Genomic DNA, 17,412 nt, shown 5'->3' with positions numbered 1-17,412 from the left:
CGGCCGCGCCGCCGCGTCACTCCATCTGGGCGGCCATTCGGGCGATGGTCTCGCGGTCCAGGTGGACGAAGTCGCCCGTCGCCTCGACCGTCACCCGGCCGCGCTGCAGGAGCCGCCCGACCGTCCGCACCCGCCTGCCCTCGCGCGCCTCGACCTCGCCCTCGAACAGGCACGGCTCGCCGAGCAGGGTCGGGCGCCGGTAGACGATCTCCAGCCGGGCCGTCGGGCCGGTGGCCCCCGCGACGAAGTTCGCCGCCGCGCACAGGATGTCGAACGCGCCCGCGATCACCGCGCCGTGCACGCAGCCGGGCGGCCCCTCGTACGGGCGGGTGAACGTGCCGCGCAGCAGCGCCTTCGGCGGCTCGAACGCCACCTCCAGCGGGAGCGCCATCGGGTTGTGCCGGCCGATGACGACGTCGTAGGACAGGCGCCCGGCGAAGTCGGTGCGGCCGTCGTCGGCGAGGTGCAGCAGCGTCTTCGGCAGCGGCGGGTCGGGGACGTGCCGCTCCAGGGCGTCCGCGACGGACTCCAGCTCGCGCGCCGCCGCCAGCGTCGCGTCCGCGGGCGCGGTCGTCGCCGTGGCGGCCGCGATGAGGCGCCGGACGGCGGCCATGAGCGCCGCGGACTCGTCTTCGCGGCCCTCCAGCGCGGGATGCGGGGATTCGGACGTGTTCGTCACAGGCACCTCAACCATCGTCGCTCGGGCCGCCGGGCAGGCGGCCGGGCCGCGCCCGGCACGGGCCGGCCCTCCCGGCGGGAGGCGCCGGGACGTTCTGAGGCCGGGACGTTCTCAGGGCGAGGCGGGCGCCGCGCCGTCGTCCGGCCGGTCGAACATGCCCCGGCCGCGGAACAGCCGGACGACCAGGTCGCCCTGGGCGCGCAGCATCTCGACGTACTCCCGCTCCGCGGCCTGCGCGTCGGCCTTCTTCATCGCGCGGACGATCGCGGCGGTGCCGCGCTTCTCCGCGGCCGCCACGCCGGGCACCAGCTCGAAGACGTTGCCGGGGACGATGCCGGTCATCTGCTTGAGCATGTTGCGCAGCCGGGGCGACTGCGCGGCCTCCACGACGAGGCCGTGGAAGCGCGCCGTGAGGTCCTGCAGGACCTCGGCGTCGCCGGACGCGGCGATCTCCTTCTGCAGCGGCGCGAGCCGCTCGCCCAGCTCGGCGCCCTGCCGCTCCACCGCGCGCCGGGCCCCGAAGCCGTAGAACAGCCCGTACAGCTCGTAGTGGTCGCGGACCGACGGCTCGTCGAGCGCGTTCACGAACGCCCCGCGGTGGGCGATGATCGTGATCCAGCCCTCCCGCTCCAGCGCGATCAGCGCCTCGCGGACGGGGATCCGCGACACCCCGAGCGCGCGGGCGACCGCGTCCTGCGGGACCCGCTGGCCCTGCCGCAGCACGCCGTCGAAGATCAGCCGGCGCAGGTAGAGCCGGACCTGCTCGCCGCTCGTCAGCCGGGACAGGTTCTGGCCCGGCAGCACGTCGGCCCCGTCCGTCATGCCGGCGCCCCGCAGCTCGGGTTCCTGGCTCCGCGGGATCGTCCTCACCCCTAGGTCCGGTGGGCGGTCCGACACCGCCCGGCACGCAACGCAAAGCTAGCAGCGCGCACTCCCCGCGTCCGGCGGCCCGCGGGTCCGGCGCGTCCGCCGGGGCCGCGCACCCCCGCGCCCGGCGCACAAAGAATATATTGTAGCCGTTATCAGATCGCATGGTCGCGCACGGGGGCCGGCGCCTCTTCCAGGAGCCGCTTCATGACCTTGCCGGTCTCGTTGTAGGGCAGCGCGTCGCGGAACTCCACGTGCGCGGGCACCTTGAAGGGCGCGAGCGCCGCGGCCACCCAGTCCCGCACCTCCCGCTCGGTGAGGCGGGCTCCCTCCCGGGGGACGACGACGGCCTTGACCTCCTGGCCGAGGACGGTGTGCGGGACGCCGATCACGCAGGCGTCGGCGATGCCGGGGTGCTCGACGAGCCGGTACTCGATCTCGATCGGATAGACGTTCTCGCCGCCCCGGATGATGAGGTCGCGCATCCGGCTCTCCAGGTAGAGCACACCGTCGACGATCCGGCCGAAGTCGCTGGAGCGGTACCAGCGGTCCGGCGTGAGCGCCTCCGCCGTCGCCTCCTCGTCGCCCCAGTAGCCGAGGAACACGCCCGCGCCGCCGATGTGGACGCGCCCGACCTCGCCCTCGGGCAGCGGGTTCCCGCCCTCGTCGCGGACCTGCACGCGGATGGTGGGGGCGGCGGCGCCGACCGAGGCGGGGTGCCCGTCCAGCTCCCTGCCGTTGAGGAAGGTGCCGGTCCCGGTCGTCTCGGTCGCCCCGTAGCCGTTGGTGATGCCGGCGCCGGGCAGCTTCTCCTCGAACAGCCGCACCAGCTCGGGCGCGAAGGTGGCGCCGCCGCTGCCGATCGTCGTGACCCGCGAGGTGTCGTACTCGGCGAACCGCGGATGGGTCAGCATCTGCCAGAAGTGGGTCGGGACGCCGGTCCACTGCGTCAGCCCGTGGTCGTGGGTGAGCTTCAGCGCGGCCTCCGCGTCCCAGCGGCCGGGCGGCGGGAGCACGAGCTTGAGCCCGAACAGCGGCGCGTTCGCCAGCGCGAGGCAGGCGCCGGAGACGTGGAACAGCGGGTTGGCGAACACCGAGGCGCGCTGGACGCCGTCCGGCACCTGCCTCCGGCCGGGCGGGCCGGTGAGGGCGGCGACGGCGCCGCCGAGCCCGCCGAACAGCCCGAAGTGCACGAAGTTGCGGTGCGACATGGTCGCGCCCTTCGGGCGTCCGGTCGTCCCGCTGGTGAACATGATCGCCGCGGGGTCGTCCTCGCGGATCCCGGCGTCGGGTAGCGCGGCCGGCGGATCCTCCAGCGCGAGTGCGGCGGCGTGCAGTTCGTCGAGGGACGCGACCGGAACACCGTCGGCGGCGGCGCGGGTCTCGGTGAGGCGCACCAGCGGCTTCCCCGCGCCGAACAGCACGGACGGCCCGGCGAGGCCGATGCCGTGGTCGAGCTCGCGCGGCGTCCACCAGCCGTTCAGCCCGACCATGATCGCGCCGAGCGACAGCGTCCCCCACCACAGCAGGATGTGCTCCAGCCCGTTCGGCGCCGCCACCGCCACCCGGTCGCCCTTGCCGATCCCGTACCGGGCCGACAGCACCCGGGCGTACGCGGCGGCCAGCCGGTGCGCCTCGGCGAACGTCACGGCGCGGTCCGGCGCGCCGGCGAAGGCCAGGTAGGTCAGGCCGGGGGTGCCGGACGCGGCGCCGGCGAGCATGGCGGGGACGTGCGGCGCCCGCTGGGCGAACACCTCGGTCGGGACGCCGAGCACGTCCTCGACGCGGCGCTCGAACATCGCGCCGGGCCCGCACAGCAGCTCGCGCATGCCGTCGTCGAGCAGCTCGTCGCCGCGCCACGCCAGGGTGAGGGGGGTGGGCATCGATCACTTCCCGTCGGGCCGCCGGGTCGAGTCACCTCTTGTATATAACATCAAGTCTACGAAAGGATGAGACGGCAGTCTCATTTCGATCCGTCGGGCGCGAACCGCACACGCCGGGCCGGGCCGACCGGCCCCCGCTACTGGTGGAGATGGCACGATGCACGAGTCGATCAACCTGGTCAGCGGCGAGTTCTGGGGCCGCGACCCGCACGAGGAACTGCGCTGGATCCGCGAGAACGAGCCGGTGTACCGGGACGAGAACGGCGGCGTCTGGGGGATCTCCAAGCACGCCGACGTCAAGGCGGTGTCCCGGAACCCGGAGGCGTTCTCCAGCGCGCACGGCATCCGGCCCGACAACGCCGCGATGCCGATGATGATCGACATGGACGACCCGGAGCACAAGCTGCGCCGCAAGCTGGTCAGCGCCGGCTTCACCCCGCGCCGGGTCGCCGCGCAGGAGGCCTACCTGCGCCGCATCTGCGACGAGATCCTCGACGGCGTCTGCGAGCAGGGCGAGTGCGACTTCGTCCACGACATCGCCGCCCAGCTCCCGCTGATCGTGATCGGCGACGCGCTCGGCTTCGCCCCCGAGGACCGGCAGAAGCTGCTGGAATGGTCGGACGACATGCTCCGCGCCCTGACCGGCGGCGACGACCTGGAGCTGATGGTCAAGGCCGGCGAGGCGTTCAACGGGTTCAACGAGTACGCCACCCGGGCCGTCGAGCTGCGCCGCGCCGAACCGCGCGACGACCTGCTCAGCATCCTGGTGCACGCCGAGATCGACGGCGACCACCTCGACCACGACTCGCTGCTCCAGGAGTCGCTGCTGATCCTCATCGGCGGCGACGAGACCACCCGGCACGTCATCTCCGGCGGCATGTACCAGCTGTGCCTCCACCCCGGCCAGCGCCGCACGCTCATCGACGACCCCGGGAAGATCCCGACGGCGGTCGAGGAGATGCTGCGCTGGGTCTCCCCCATCAAGAACATGAACCGGACCGCGACCCGCGACGTCGAGCTCGGCGGGCGGACGATCCGCGAGGGCGACAAGGTGCTGCTGCTGTACCCGTCGGCCAACCGGGACGCGGACGTGTTCGACGACCCGTTCCGCTTCGACGTGGAGCGCACCCCCAACGACCACATCGCGTTCGGCAACGGCCCGCACTTCTGCCTCGGCAACAGCCTCGCCCGGCTGGAGCTGAAGGTGATGTTCGAGCGGCTGCTCGCCCGGCTGCCCGACATCGAGCCGATCGAGGACGGCGAGCCCGCCCACCGGGCCGCGAACTTCGTCTCCGGCTACGAGTCGTTCAAGGTCAGGTTCACCCCGTCCGCGCCGCTGGGCGCCTGACGTGGACGACCTGCCGGAACTCGGCTTCTACGGGCTGGCCGGGCACGCGTCCTCGCCCCGCGACCTGCTCGGCCAGGTGCGCGACGGCGAGCGGCTCGGCCTCGGCTCGGTGTTCCTGTCCGAGCGCTTCGCCACCAAGGACGCCGCGACCCTGTCGGGCGCGGCGGGCGCGGTGAGCGAGCGGCTCGGCATCGCCACCGCGGCCACCAACCACAACACCCGGCACCCGCTCGTCACCGCGACGTTCGCCGCGACGATGCACCGGCTCACCGGCGGGCGCTTCGCGCTCGGCCTCGGCCGCGGGTTCGACCTGCTGTTCGACGTGATGGGCCTGCCGCGGGTGACGTCCGCGCAGCTCGAGGACTTCATCGGGATCATGCGGCGGCTGTGGCGCGGCGAGGCGGTCGTCGGCCACCACGGGCCCGCCGGCGACTTCCCGTACCTGAACCAGGACGCCGCCTTCGACGAGGACATCCCGATCCTGCTCACCGCGATGGGCGAGAGGACGCTCGAATTCGCCGGGCGGGTCGCGGACGGGGTCGTCCTGCACACCTTCTTCACCGACGAGACGCTGGACCGCTCGGTGCGGGCCGTGCGGCGCGGCGCCGAGCGCGCCGGGCGCGACCCCGCGAGCGTCCGCGTCTGGTCGGTCCTCGCCACCGTGGGCGACCACCTGGACGAGGAGCAGCGGCTGCGCAAGCTCGTCGGCCGGTTCGCCACCTACCTCCAGGGGTACGGCGACCTGCTCGTCCGCGTGAACGGCTGGGACCCGGCGCCGCTCGCCCGGTTCCGCGCGGACGACCTCGTGAGCGGCTTCCCCGGCGCGTTCGACGCGGTCGGCACGGCGGAGCAGCTGGAGCACGTCGCGACGCTCATCCCGGACGAGTGGCTCGCCGCCTCCGCGACCGGCACCGCCGAGGCGTGCGCGCGGCGCGTCCTCGACCAGTTCGGCGCCGGCGCCGACGGCGTGATCCTGCACGGGGTGACGCCGTCCGAGGCCGAACCGGTCGTGGCCGCCTACCGGGACGTCAGGCCGGAGGGCCCCGCGCGCACGGCCCGGCACAACCCCGGACGGAGCTGACCCCCGTGCCCGTCATCGACGGCCCGTCCGGGCTGACGCCCGCCGCGCTCAGCGAGATCTTCGAGGCCCCGGTGACCTCCGTCGCCTGGGAGAAGGTCGGCTCCGGGCAGATCGGCGCGTGCTACCGCCTCCGGCTGGAGGGCGCCGCCGGCGTGCCGCGCCGCCTGGTCGCGAAGATGGCGGCGGAGGACGAGGCGACCCGCGCGTTCCTCGGCCCCGCCTACCGCGCCGAGGTGTCCTTCTACCAGGACATCGCCCCCACCGTCGACGTGCGGACACCGCGCTGCCACTACAGCGCCCTGTCCGAGGACGGCACGGCGTTCGTCCTGCTGCTCGACGACCTGCATCCGGCAGCGCAGGGCGACCAGCTCGCCGGCTGCACGCCGGAGCAGGCCGCCGACGCCGTGACGAACCTCGCGGGCCTGCACGGGCCCCGCTGGTGCGATCCGACGCTCGCGGACCTGCCGTGGCTGAGCGCGGTCGGCGCGGACGACGCCGCGACGCTGGCCGAGGTGTTCGCGCCCGCCGTCGAGACCTTCGCGGACCGGTTCGCCGCCGACCTCGGCGACGGGGACGTCCGGACGCTGCGCGAGACCGCCGGCGCGGTCGCCGCGTGGGTGACGGCGCGTCCCGAGCGCTTCGGCCTCGTCCACGGCGACTACCGGCTCGACAACCTGCTCTTCCCGCCGGCGCCGGAGCGCGGCGCGACGGCGGTGGACTGGCAGACGCTCAGCATCGGCCACCCCCTGCGCGACCTCGCCTTCTTCCTGGGCACGAGCCTCGACCCCGGCGCCCGCGCGGAGCACGAGCGGTCCCTGGTGGCGGCCTACCACGCGGCGCTCACCGGGTACGGGGTGGAGGGCTACGGCCTGGACGAGTGCTTCGACGACTACCGGTTCGCCGCCCTCCAGGGCCCGCTGATCACGGTGCTCGGCTGCGCGTACGGTACGCGGACCGAGCGCGGCGACCGGATGTTCCTCGCCATGGCGACCCGGTCCTGCGCCGCGATCCGGGACCTGGGCTCGCTCGGCCTGGTCTGACCCCGCCGCTCAGGCCGCCTCGGTGCCGAGGGTCCGCGCGACGGACCGGCGGGCCGCGAGGCGCGCGGGCACGGCGGTCAGCGCCGCCGTCGCCAGGGGGGCGGCGAGCGCCGGCAGGAACAGCGACCACACGGGAGGAACGGCGACGTTCGGAGGAGAGAAGAGCAGCACCAGGAACATCCCCAAGGGGACGCCGGCGAGGGCGCCGGGCAGGGTCGGGAGGAGCTGCGCGGCGGACAGCCCGGCCGTGATCTGCCCGGGGGTCGCGCCGAGCGTCCGCGCGATCGCCATGACGGGTCTGGCCTCCAGCGCGGTCGTCCAGGTGATCGTGACGATGTTCACCGCGGCGAGCACGGCCAGGGCGACGGTGACGGCCAGCATCACGCGGTGGCCCTGCTCTGCCTGCACGTTGCCCAGGGCGGAGGAGCCCAGGCCGTAGTCGTAGTCGGGCTGGACGCGGGCCATCAGCAGGGCCGTGGCGCCGATCATCATGACCGCGATGCTCCACGCGTGCAGGACGGCGCGGCCGGGCCGGCGGGCGATCAGGCGGAGCCCGAGCAGCAGCGGGGTCGGCAGGAGCGCCGACAGCCCGTTCAGCCGGGCCCGGTGGGCGGGCCGGCGGGCGCCGTCGGCCAGCGCGGTGACGGTCTCGGTGCGCAGGGCGCGCCGCGCCGGGCCGAGGGTGGTGAGGACCGCCGCGGCCAGGGCGAGGACGGTCGTGGCGGCGATGGTGTCACCGGTCGGGCCCGCGGCGGCGGGCAGCAGGCTCGCGGTGGGGTTGGCGAGGCCGGGCGCGGCCAGCCGGGCGATCACCAGCCCCAGCACGTCGGCGACTAGCGCCAGCGCGAGGTACTCGGCGAGCAGGACGGCGGCGATGAACCCGGGGGCGGCGCCGACGGCCTTGAGCAGCCCGACCCGCCGGGTCTGACCGGTGGCGCGTCCCGCCGCCAGCGTGGCCACCCCGCCGACGGCCAGGAGGGCGAGCAGCCAGCTTCCGATGACCAGCACCGACCGGCTCTGGCGGAGCATGTCCGCGTCCTGCTCCGCCATGAACTGCCAGGTGAAGAAGTTCGTCGGGTGCTCTTCCCTGACGTGACGGCGAGCGGCGACGAAGTCCTGAGCGGCGGCGGGGTCCCGCAGTCTCAGGTAGAGCAGGGAGGTCGCCGGGAGGTCGGCGGCGGCGAGCGCCCGGGTGTCCGCCACGGTCATCCAGACCAGGCCGCTGTAGTCGCTCGGGCCGCCGCCGGGGCCCATCATCTGCGCCCCGGGGTAGATGGGGTGCGCCGTCGTCACGGCGATCCCGGTGACGGGAAGCGATCGGCCGGCGACGGTCACGCGGTCGCCGACCCCGACTCCCAGGGCGGACGCGAAGCCGCGCTCGACCACCGCACCGCCGGGACGCACCCAGGTGCCCGAGGTGACCAGCGGGCGATCGACCGGCCCAGGAGCCGCGCCGGCGCCCTGCACCACCGCGGCCGAGGTCGCGCCGTGCGCCGTCGCGGTCGTGTAGTACTGGCGGTACGGCCCGCCATGAGCGACGACTCCGGGCTCCCGTGCCAGCGACGCCAGGGCCGAGGACGTGGCCCGGTCGCCGCCGGGGGCGAGCGCGACCACGTCCGGCCCGGCCGTGGCGGCGCGGGTGTGCAGGTAGAGCGCGTCGGTCGCACCGCGCAGCGACATGCCCAGGGACAGGGTGGCGGTGGCCGCGGTGATCGCCAGCAGCATCATCGCGGCCTGGGCGGGATGGCGGCGCACGTCCGCCACGACGAGGCGGAGCACCACGAGGACGCGGCCCACGGGGCTCACTCTCCCAGCCCGAGCATGTCCCCGAGCCCCCCGGCGGCCCGGCCCGCCAGCCGGGTGTCGTCGACGAACGTCCCGTCGCGCATCGAGACCACCCGGTCCGCGGTCGCCGCGACCCGCTCGTCGTGCGTGACGATGACGAGGGTCTGCCCGGCGGCGCGCAGCCCCTCGAAGAGCCGCAGCACGTCGAGCGTCGCCGCGGTGTCGAGGTTCCCGGTCGGCTCGTCCGCCAGCAGCACCAGCGGCTCGTTGGCCATGGCGCGGGCGATGGCCACCCGCTGCCGCTGCCCGCCCGACAGCTCCCACGGCAGGTGCCGGGCGCGGTCGGCGAGCCCGACCCGCTCGAGCAGCAGGGCCGCCCGGCGCCTGGCCGCGCGCGGCGAACGGCCGGCCAGCAGCACGGGCAGCTCCACGTTCTCCCTCGCCGACAGCTCCTCCACGAGGTGGAACGCCTGGAAGACGAACCCGACCGACCGGCGCCGCAACCGGGCCAGGGCCCGCTCGCTCAGCGTGTCGATGCGCCGGCCGGCCAGCCGCACCTCCCCGCGGCTGGGCCTTTCCAGGCCGCCCAGCAGGTGCAGGAGCGTGGACTTCCCGCACCCGCTGGGGCCGGTCACCGCCAGCATCTGCCCCGCCGGGACGTCCAGGTCGACCTCGTCGACCGCCCGGACCAGCCCCTGCCCCTGGCCGTGCTCCTTGCACAGGCCGCGGCTCTGCAGCACGGCGCCCGCCTCGTTCATGCGTCCCCGGTTCCGTCTCGAAGCGTCGACCAGACGCGCTCACAGGACTCCAGCCACCGCAGGTCCGCTTGCAGCCGCAGCGCGACGCCCTCCAGCAGCAGGCCGGCGGTCGACCCGTCCGGCTCGGCCAGCACGGCGCGCTGCACCTCGTTCAGGCGGCGCAGCAGCTCGCGGCGCTGCGCGTCCACCAGCTCCACCGGATCGGCGAGCCGGCCCGCGGCCGCGGCGGCGAGCTTCAGGTGGAACTCCGCCAGGTTCGGCTTCGGCCAGTTCACCTCGCTCAGCCAGGCGGCGACCCGCCGCTGCCCGGCCGGTGTCAGCGCGTACACCTTGCGGTCCGGCCGGTCGGGCAGGCCGTCGGCGTGTTCGGACGCGACGAGCCCCTGCTTCTCCAGCCGGGCCAGGGTCACGTAGACCTGGCCCGCGTTCATCGACTCCCCGAGCGGCCCGAGGGCCCGCCGGAGCCGCTCGCGCAGGCGGTAACCGTGCGACGGTTCCTTCGCGAGCATCGCCAGCACCGCGTCCTGCATGCACCACCCCTAACGGCTAGCTAATGAATAGCGGTTAGCCAACAGGGGCGTCAACCGGAGGCCGCCCGGCGAGCGCCCGCCTCGCCGCCGCCGCCGCGGCCGGTGTCAGGCGGGTTCGCAGATGACGACGGGGATCTCGCGGTCCGTCCAGGACTGGTACTTGTCGAAGTCGGCGTAGACGGCGACCAGGCGGGGCCACAGCGCCGCCCGCTCTTCCGGCGAGGCGGTGCGGGCGCGCATGCGGCGGACGTCGCGCCGCACCTGGACGGTCACGCGCGGGTCGGCGCGCAGGTTGAGGTACCAGAGGGGATCCTTGGGCAGCCCGCCCTGGGACGCCACGATGACGACGCGGTCGCCGTCCGGCATGTAGAGCAGCGGCTGCGTGCGCGGGCGGCCGGTCTTGCGCCCCTTGGTGGTGAGCAGGCAGATCGGCACGCCCTTGCGGAAGGCGCTGCCGAGCCGCCACGTCCCGCCGACGCGCCCGCCGGTCGCGCGGTAGGCCGCGATGTTGACGCGCGACATGACCTTGAGGATCTTCGGCACGATCGGCGAGTCCAGGCCCTTGGGCGCGGCGGTCCCCTTCGGCGGCATCGTCATCCCTTTCCTTCGTAGTCGGGCAGGCGCGGCAGCCGCCCGGCGGCGAGCGCCTCGGCCTGCTCGGCGAGGCCCGGTTCGTACTCGGGGTGGGTGAGGACGAGGAAGCGGCCCTCGCGGACGGCGCTCAGCGTCGCCTCCACCGCGTCCTCTACGGAGATGCCGCCGGCCACGGTGGCGGCGATCACCTCCTCCATGAAAGCGGAGTCCTCGCCCGGCTCGGTCGCCAGCCCGGCGGGACGCCCCCGCTCCGACTCGTGGATGCGCGTCCGCACGCCGCCCGGGCACAGCGCCGAGACCCCCAGCGGCGAGTTCTCCAGCGCCAGTTCCTGGGCCAGGCTGAGCGTCGCCGCGAAAGCCGCCCACTTGGAGACGGTGTAGGGCGCGGCGCCGGGACCGGCGAACAGCCCGGCGACCGAGCAGGTGTTGACGATGTGCCCCTCGCCGCCCTGCTCGATCATCCGGGGCACGAAGGCGCGGACGCCGTGCAGGACGCCCCAGAGGTTGACCCGCAGCGTCCATTCGAAGTCGGCGGCGGGACGCGTCCACATGCGCCCGCCCATGTAGACGCCCGCGTTGTTGAACAGCAGGCGCACCTCGCCGAACGCGGCGAACGCGCGGTCGGCGAACGTCCGCACGGACTCCTCGTCGCCGACGTCGGTGACCTGCGTGACGACCGTGGTGCCGGGGCTCAAGGCGCGTTCGGTCTCCGCGAGGGCCTCCTCGTCGATGTCGGCGAGGGCCAGGCGCACCCCCTCGCGCGCCAGCCGGACCGCGAGCGCGCGTCCGATACCGCTTCCGGCGCCGGTCACGGCCGCCGCCCTTCCGCGCAGGTCCCGCACGGCACCCTCCAGCGTCCACCGTCCCGCCCCTGTCGGCGGGGTCGCGAGCACGCTAATCTCGATCCGAACTTGCATCAAGTATCAAGTATCAAGGAGTCGCCATGGCGGTCCGCAGCGCGTCCCCCGGCACCGCGGTCGTCGTCACCGGCGGCGCCTCGGGCATCGGGGCCGCCTGCGCCCGCGCCCTCGCCGAGGTGGGCCGCCCGGTCGCCCTGTGGGACCGCACCGACCCCGCCGGCGTCGCCGCGGCCGTGACCGCCGACACCGGGACGGCGACCCTCGCCGTCGGCATCGACGTGACCGACGCCGCCGCGTTCCCGGACGCGATCGAGCGCAGCCGCGCCGCGCTCGGCCCGATCGGCGGACTCGTCCACGCCGCCGGGATCTCCGGACCGGCCGCGGTCGGCGACCTCGACGAGGCCCGCTGGGACGCGGTCCAGCACGTCAACCTGCGGGCGCACGCGCTGCTCTCCCAGGCGCTGCTGGACGACCTGCGCGCGCAGGAGGGCTCGGCGATCGTCGGGATCGCCTCGATCGAGGCGTTCGTCGGGAGCCTGTTCATCCCGTCGTACTGCGCGTCCAAGGCGGGGATGCTCGGCCTCACCCGCTCGATGGCGCACCTGCTCGCCGGCGACGGCGTCCGCGTCAACGCCGTCTGCCCCGGCTACATCGACACCCCGATGCTCAGCACGGACGTGCCGGCCGAGATGCGCCCCCTCTTCGAGGCCAAGGCTCCGGTCGGCCGGCTCGGCCGACCGGAGGAGGTCGCCGCGGCGGTCCGGTTCCTCATGAGCGACGAGGCGTCCTTCATCACCGGCACGCACCTGACGGTCGACGGCGGCACCACCGCCGTCGACCGCTGAAGAGGAGACGACATGGGAAACCTGGACGGAACGGCGGCGCTGGTCACGGGCGGCGGCAGCGGGATCGGGCTGGGATGCGCCGTCCGGCTCGCCGAGCAGGGCGCCGCGGTCACCATCTGCGGGCGCACCGAGGACCGGCTGCGAGAGGCCGCCGCGAAGGCGGGCAGGGGCATCGGGTACGTCGTCGCGGACGTCACCGACGACGCGCAGGTCGCGAACGCCGTCCGGACGGCGGCGGAGCGCGGGCCGCTGCGGACGGCCGTGGCGTGCGCGGGCGGGTCCAGCTCGATCGGGCCGATCGGGCACCTCGATCTCGACGCCTGGCGCGCGACGATGGAGCTGAACGCCACCGGCACCATGCTGACGATCCGGCACGCCTCCCGGGCGATGGCGGGCGCGGGCGGCGGCTCGATCATCGCGATCTCGTCCATCGCCTCGTCGAACACCCACCGCTGGTTCGGCGCGTACGGGGTGTCGAAGGCGGCCGTGGACCACCTCGTCCGGCTGGCGGCCGACGAGCTCGGCGGCGCGGGGATCCGGGTGAACGGGATCCGCCCCGGGCTGACCCGCACCGAGCTCGTGGCGGGCATCGCCGACACCGGCCCCGTGCTGGAGGACTACCTGGCCTGCATGCCGCTCGCCCGGGTCGGGGAGCCGGAGGACATCGCCGCGGCCGTCGGGTTCCTGGCGGGCCCGGACGCGTCGTGGATCACCGGGCAGATCCTCAACGTGGACGGCGGCCACCACCTGCGCCGGGGCCCCGACTACTCCTCGGTCTTCGAGCCGCTGTTCGGCGAGGCGGCGCTGCGCGGCCTGCCCGCGGAGGAGTGACCCGGGCCCGATCGGCGGAAGGGGCGCGTCCGGCGGGTCAGCCGAGCCGCGCGGCGATGCGGCCGTCGGCGCCCGCCTCCCCCAGCAGGCGGGCGAACGCGGCGTCCTCGCGCTCGCGGGCGCGCCGCACCTCCGCGCGCCGCGGCGCGAGGATCAGCTCCTTGGTGGCCACCAGCGACGCCAGCGGCTTGGCCGCGATCTCGCGGGCGATGCCGCGCGCGGTCTCCAGCAGCGTCTCCGCCGGGCAGGCGCGCAGCGCGAGGCCGCAGCGCACGGCCTCCTCGGCGGTGATCCAGTTCCCGGTGAACAGCGCGAGCGCGGCGTGCTGGTGGCCCATGCGCGCGGGCAGCAGGTAGCTGCCCGCCGCCTCGGGGACGACGCCCATCGCGGCGAACGGCGCCATCAGCCGCGCGTGCTCGGCGATGAGCACCACGTCGCAGTGGCCCAGCATGGTGATGCCGAGGCCGACGCCGGAGCCGTTCACCGCCGCCATCAGCGGCTTGGGGAACTCGGCGAGCGCGTCCACGAGCGCGATGAACCCGCTGCCCATCTCCTGGTCCGAGCGCCCGGCGGCGTGGTCGCGGGCGATCTCGGCCATCTCCTTGATGTCGGTCCCGGCGGTGAAGGCGCGGCCCTCCCCCGTCAGCAGCACGACCGAGACGGCGTCGTCGGACGCGGCGTCCCGCAGCGCCCGCGCGGCGGCATGGTACAGCTCCTCGTTGAAGGCGTTGGCCGCCTCGGGGCGGGCGAAGACCAGCGTCCGCACCGCGCCGTCGTCCTCGATCCGCAGCGTCTCCGTCATCGCCCGCTCCTCCTCAAGATCTCTACCTGGAGATACTTGATACAATATTTGCCGCTCCGGCGCGGGCACCGGGCCCGGTGAGCGGGACGCCCGCCCACCGGTCGCGGACGGTCACCCCTCGCGGACGGTCACCCCTCGCGGACGGCCCGGACGTCGCGCAGCGCGACCGGCAGCGCCGCCACCAGCAGCGCCGCGGTGAGGACGAACGCCCACGGGTAGCCGGTCCACCCGGCGACGAGCCCGAAACCGAGCGCGCCCACGCCCATCCCCGCGTCGTAGGCGACGTTCCACAGCGCGCTGACCGTCCCGTACCCGGACCGCTGCACCCGCTCGTACATCAGGGCCAGCGTCGCGTTCTGCAGCAGCCCGAACCCGACGCCGAACACCGTCACCCCGGCGATCACGGCGAGATCGTGCCGGGTGAGCGCGGTGAGCAGGACGCCGGCCGCCGACAGGAGCAGGCCGGGCGGGACCAGCCCGGCCGCCCCGCGCCGGTCGCCGATCCGGCCCGCCGCGACGCGGGCGACGGTCGAGGCGAGCGGCTGCAGGAACAGCGCCGCCGCGACGACCCCGGCGGACGCGGACGCGACGGCGAGCGGCAGGAACGTGACGATGATGCCGGCGACCAGCGCGGACGCGCCGAACACGAACGCGGGACGCGACAGCGCCGGCGTGCGCAGCCCGGCGAGCATCCCGGCGGCCCGCCCGCCGCCGCGCTCGCCGTCCGGCAGCCCGGGCACGGAGGCGACCGCGACGAGGGCGGCGAGCCCCGCGGCGACGGCGACGGGCGTGAACCCGAAGTGCCGCGCCGACCACACGCCGAGCGGCAGCGCGCCGAGCGCCGGGGCGCCCGCGACGATGCCGACGAGCGCCAGCCCCTCGCCGCGCCGCTCGTCCGGGATCAGCGAGGCGGTCAGCGCGCCGCCGGCGACCACCGTCACCGCGAACCCGAGGCCGCGCAGCAGGCAGACCAGGACGATCCACGCCATGCTCGACGACGCCGTCAGCACGAGGGCGGGCGCGCCGAGCAGCACCAGCCCGGCACCGAGCGCGGCCCGGTACCCGTACCGGTTCATGAGCCACGGGGTGCCGAACTCGCCGCACACGGTCGCGAACATCAGCGCGCCGGTCGCCAGGCCCGCCGCACCGCCGCCCCCGCCCGCACCCTGGGCGTAGAGCGGCGCCACCGACAGCAGCAGGTAGAAGCTGATCGCCGCGCCGAGCATGGACACGAACCGCAGCAGCAGCGGGCGGGTCACGAGGGCCGGTCGCGCCGGGGGGGCGGGGGCCTCGGGGCAGTGCGTCGTCGTCATGCCGATCACGCTACGGACCGGGCGGACCGCCGATAAGCTCCACTTCCATGCCGCTGGAGTGGTCCGGTTCGTCCCCCGAACTGTTGCTGGCGCTGGACCGGGCGTCCGCCGAGCCGCTGCGCTGCCAGCTGGAACGCCAGGTCAGGGACGCGATCCGGGGCGGGCGGCTGCGGGTCGGGGAGCGGCTGCCGTCCTCCCGGGAGCTGGCCCGGACGCTGGGGATCTCGCGCGGGCTGATCCAGGAGTGCTACGCCCAGCTGCGGGCGGAGGGCTACCTCGCCACGCGGGGCGGCTCGGCCACCCGCGTCGCGGCCGGGGCGGCGCCCCCGGTCCCGGCGGCGCCCGCGCGGCCCGCTCCCCCGCCCGCCCGGCTGATCGCCGACTTCCGTCCCGGGGTGCCCGACCTCGGGTCCTTTCCGATGGCCGACTGGCTGTGGGCGGTCCGCGAGGCGGGGCGGGCGATCCCGACCGCCGCGCTCGACTACGGCGACCCGGCGGGCGCCACGGCCCTGCGCGAGGTCCTGGCCGGGTACCTGCGGCGCGTCCGGGCCGCGGCGGCGGAGCCGGACCGGATCGTCGTCTGCTCCGGCCACGCCCAAGGGCTGGTGCTGGCGTTCAGCGCGCTGGCCCGGGCGGGCGTGCGGACGGTCGCCTACGAGGACCCCGGCGGCCCCCGCTCCACCGAGGCCGCGGCCGCGTGGGCGGGGCTGGACGCGGTGCCGGTGCCGGTCGACGGAGACGGCGTCGACGTGCGGGCGCTCGCCGCCACCGGCGCCCGCGCGGTGGTCGTCACCCCCGCGCACCAGTGGCCGACCGGCGTGGTCATGGCCCCGCGCCGGCGCCTGGAGCTGATCGCGTGGGCGGCGGACCGGGACGCCATGATCATCGAGGACGACTACGACGCCGAGTTCCGCTACGACCGCGAGCCGGTCGGCGCGCTGCAGGGCCTCGCCGCCGACCGGGTCGTCTCGATCGGCACGGTGAGCAAGTCGCTGGCGCCCGCGCTGCGCCTCGGCTGGATGCTCGCCCCGCCCTCGCTGGGCGCGGCGGTCCTGGAGCACAAGCTGCTCAACGACCGCGGCTCCCCGGCGCTCGACCAGCTCGCGCTCGCCCGGCTCATCGAGTCCGGCCGCTACGACCGGCACCTGCGCCGGATGCGGCCGGTGTACGCCGCGCGCCGCGCCGCGCTGCTCGCGGCGCTCGCCGAGCACGCGCCCGGCGTCCGGGTGACGGGCCTGGACGCCGGATTCCACGCCGTCGCGCACCTCGACGCCCCCGGCGGCGAGGCGGCGCTGGTCGAGGCGGCCCACGCGCGGGGGGTCGGCCTGCACGGGATGAGCATGTGCCGCGCCGACGGCGGGGACACCCCGGTGCAGCTCGTGCTCGGGTTCGGCAACACCGGAGAGCGGGCCGTCCGGGCGGGCATCGCCGCCGTCGGCGACCTGCTCGCACCGCGCTGACCCGCGCCGGCCCGCGCCGACTCGTGCCGCTCCGTGCCGACGCGTGCCGTCCATCTTCCGTCCATGGGTTCGCCGCCGGCCGTGTGGCACACTCGGGCCCGTGACCTCTGCAGCGCGCCGCCCCTCGGGAGAGCTGGAATCGGCGGTGCTCGAGACGATCTGGGCCGCCGAGCGGCCGCTGACCGCGCGGGACGTCCGCGTCGCCCTCGGCGACGGCCTGGCCCGCACGACGATCGCCACGATCCTCGCCCGGCTGCACGCCAAGGGGCTGCTGCTCCGGGTCCGCGCCGGGCGCACCTACGCCTACAGCGCCGCCGTGGAGGACACCGCGGCGCTCACCGCCCGCCGCATGCGCACCGAGCTCGACCGCAGCGGCGCCGAGCGGCCCGGCGTGCTGGCCCGGTTCGTCTCCGAGCTGACCGAGAACGACGAGCGGCTCCTGCGCGACCTGCTGGAACGCCCCCGGACGTCCGAGGCGTCCGAGCCGCCCGGGGCGCCCTAGCGGGTCTGCGCGTGCTCGATCAGCTGGTGCAGGTCGATCGCGCCGTCGTTGGCGGCCCACACCGACAGGACGACCAGCGCCGCCGTGGCCACGACGAGCCACCGGCGGCGCGGCGGCGGGGGCGCCAGCAGATCGAGCACGCGCAGACCCGCTAGGGCGCCCCGGGCGGCTCGGACGCCTCGGACGTCCGGGGGCGTTCCAGCAGGTCGCGCAGGAGCCGCTCGTCGTTCTCGG

At 75.3% G+C, this 17,412-nt stretch carries 18 protein-coding genes; 7 read left to right on the top strand and 11 right to left on the bottom strand.

Going from position 1 to position 17,412, the window contains the following annotated elements:
* Positions 1–16 precede the first annotated feature (16 nt).
* The 3 genes from amrb99_RS53520 to amrb99_RS41045 form a co-directional block, all read right to left on the bottom strand.
* On the bottom strand, positions 17–685 hold the full coding sequence (locus amrb99_RS53520; RefSeq protein WP_190866774.1) for a PaaI family thioesterase: 669 nt from the start codon (positions 683–685) through the stop codon (positions 17–19).
* Between the two features lie 105 nt (positions 686–790).
* A complete protein-coding gene (locus amrb99_RS41050) occupies positions 791–1,549 on the bottom strand; it encodes a GntR family transcriptional regulator (protein ID WP_347257070.1) in 759 nt (252 codons plus the stop codon).
* Positions 1,550–1,701: 152 nt separating this feature from the next.
* Complete coding sequence (locus amrb99_RS41045; protein WP_190866772.1) at positions 1,702–3,429, bottom strand: class I adenylate-forming enzyme family protein; 1,728 nt, start codon at positions 3,427–3,429, stop codon at positions 1,702–1,704.
* Between the two features lie 157 nt (positions 3,430–3,586).
* On the opposite strand from amrb99_RS41045, the gene amrb99_RS41040 reads away from it, so the two are divergent.
* The 3 genes from amrb99_RS41040 to amrb99_RS41030 are packed head-to-tail and all read left to right on the top strand — an operon-like array spanning position 3,587 to position 6,898.
* Positions 3,587–4,777, top strand: coding sequence for a cytochrome P450 (locus amrb99_RS41040; protein WP_190866771.1), 1,191 nt, complete (start codon positions 3,587–3,589; stop codon positions 4,775–4,777).
* A gap of 1 nt (position 4,778) precedes the next feature.
* The gene (locus amrb99_RS41035; RefSeq protein WP_190866769.1) at positions 4,779–5,858 is read left to right on the top strand and encodes a TIGR03857 family LLM class F420-dependent oxidoreductase; all 1,080 of its coding nucleotides are present in this window, start codon (positions 4,779–4,781) and stop codon (positions 5,856–5,858) included.
* A gap of 5 nt (positions 5,859–5,863) precedes the next feature.
* Positions 5,864–6,898: a phosphotransferase gene (locus tag amrb99_RS41030; protein ID WP_190866768.1), complete on the top strand. Its 1,035-nt coding sequence runs from the start codon at positions 5,864–5,866 to the stop codon at positions 6,896–6,898.
* 9 nt (positions 6,899–6,907) lie between these two features.
* Here amrb99_RS41030 and amrb99_RS53515 read toward each other — a convergent pair whose 3' ends face one another.
* From amrb99_RS53515 to amrb99_RS41005, 5 genes are all read right to left on the bottom strand, one after another.
* Complete coding sequence (locus amrb99_RS53515) at positions 6,908–8,695, bottom strand: FtsX-like permease family protein (protein ID WP_347257069.1); 1,788 nt, start codon at positions 8,693–8,695, stop codon at positions 6,908–6,910.
* Between the two features lie 5 nt (positions 8,696–8,700).
* Complete coding sequence (locus amrb99_RS41020) at positions 8,701–9,441, bottom strand: ABC transporter ATP-binding protein (RefSeq protein ID WP_190866767.1); 741 nt, start codon at positions 9,439–9,441, stop codon at positions 8,701–8,703.
* Positions 9,438–9,971, bottom strand: a complete 534-nt coding sequence (locus amrb99_RS41015) for a PadR family transcriptional regulator (RefSeq protein WP_190866766.1) — start codon at positions 9,969–9,971, stop codon at positions 9,438–9,440. The genes amrb99_RS41020 and amrb99_RS41015 overlap by 4 nt, the downstream gene beginning before the upstream one ends.
* A 105-nt stretch (positions 9,972–10,076) precedes the next feature.
* On the bottom strand, positions 10,077–10,568 hold the full coding sequence (locus amrb99_RS41010; protein ID WP_347257068.1) for a nitroreductase family deazaflavin-dependent oxidoreductase: 492 nt from the start codon (positions 10,566–10,568) through the stop codon (positions 10,077–10,079).
* Positions 10,565–11,482 (bottom strand): SDR family NAD(P)-dependent oxidoreductase, encoded by a 918-nt coding sequence (locus amrb99_RS41005; RefSeq protein WP_190866765.1) that lies wholly within the window; start codon positions 11,480–11,482, stop codon positions 10,565–10,567. Before amrb99_RS41005 ends, amrb99_RS41010 begins: the two co-directional genes overlap by 4 nt.
* A 26-nt stretch (positions 11,483–11,508) precedes the next feature.
* Between amrb99_RS41005 and amrb99_RS41000 the strand changes: the two genes are divergently transcribed.
* Positions 11,509–12,270, top strand: coding sequence for an SDR family oxidoreductase (locus amrb99_RS41000; protein WP_190866763.1), 762 nt, complete (start codon positions 11,509–11,511; stop codon positions 12,268–12,270).
* 12 nt (positions 12,271–12,282) lie between these two features.
* Positions 12,283–13,101 carry an SDR family oxidoreductase gene (locus amrb99_RS40995; protein WP_190866761.1) on the top strand — a complete coding sequence of 273 codons (819 nt, stop codon included), beginning with the start codon at positions 12,283–12,285 and terminating at the stop codon, positions 13,099–13,101.
* Between the two features lie 37 nt (positions 13,102–13,138).
* Here amrb99_RS40995 and amrb99_RS40990 read toward each other — a convergent pair whose 3' ends face one another.
* On the bottom strand, positions 13,139–13,903 hold the full coding sequence (locus amrb99_RS40990) for an enoyl-CoA hydratase/isomerase family protein (RefSeq protein ID WP_190866759.1): 765 nt from the start codon (positions 13,901–13,903) through the stop codon (positions 13,139–13,141).
* A 128-nt stretch (positions 13,904–14,031) separates the two neighbouring features.
* Entirely contained in the window at positions 14,032–15,216 is a 1,185-nt protein-coding gene (locus amrb99_RS40985; protein ID WP_190866757.1) for an MFS transporter, read from the bottom strand.
* A 47-nt stretch (positions 15,217–15,263) separates the two neighbouring features.
* Here amrb99_RS40985 and amrb99_RS40980 point away from each other — a divergent pair, with 47 nt between their 5' ends.
* Positions 15,264–16,676, top strand: coding sequence for a PLP-dependent aminotransferase family protein (locus tag amrb99_RS40980; RefSeq protein WP_190866755.1), 1,413 nt, complete (start codon positions 15,264–15,266; stop codon positions 16,674–16,676).
* A 100-nt stretch (positions 16,677–16,776) separates the two neighbouring features.
* Complete coding sequence (locus tag amrb99_RS40975) at positions 16,777–17,178, top strand: BlaI/MecI/CopY family transcriptional regulator (RefSeq protein ID WP_190866753.1); 402 nt, start codon at positions 16,777–16,779, stop codon at positions 17,176–17,178.
* Here the strand turns inward: amrb99_RS40975 and amrb99_RS40970 are convergent.
* Positions 17,175–17,318, bottom strand: coding sequence for a hypothetical protein (locus tag amrb99_RS40970; protein WP_190866751.1), 144 nt, complete (start codon positions 17,316–17,318; stop codon positions 17,175–17,177). The genes amrb99_RS40975 and amrb99_RS40970 overlap by 4 nt on opposite strands.
* Positions 17,319–17,412: the final 94 nt, after the last annotated feature.

This window comes from Actinomadura sp. RB99, assembly GCF_014706005.1.
In the GTDB taxonomy this organism is placed as follows: domain Bacteria; phylum Actinomycetota; class Actinomycetes; order Streptosporangiales; family Streptosporangiaceae; genus Spirillospora.
The sequence above is the reverse complement of the archived record's forward strand: the minus strand, read 5'-3'. Positions and strand labels throughout refer to the sequence as shown.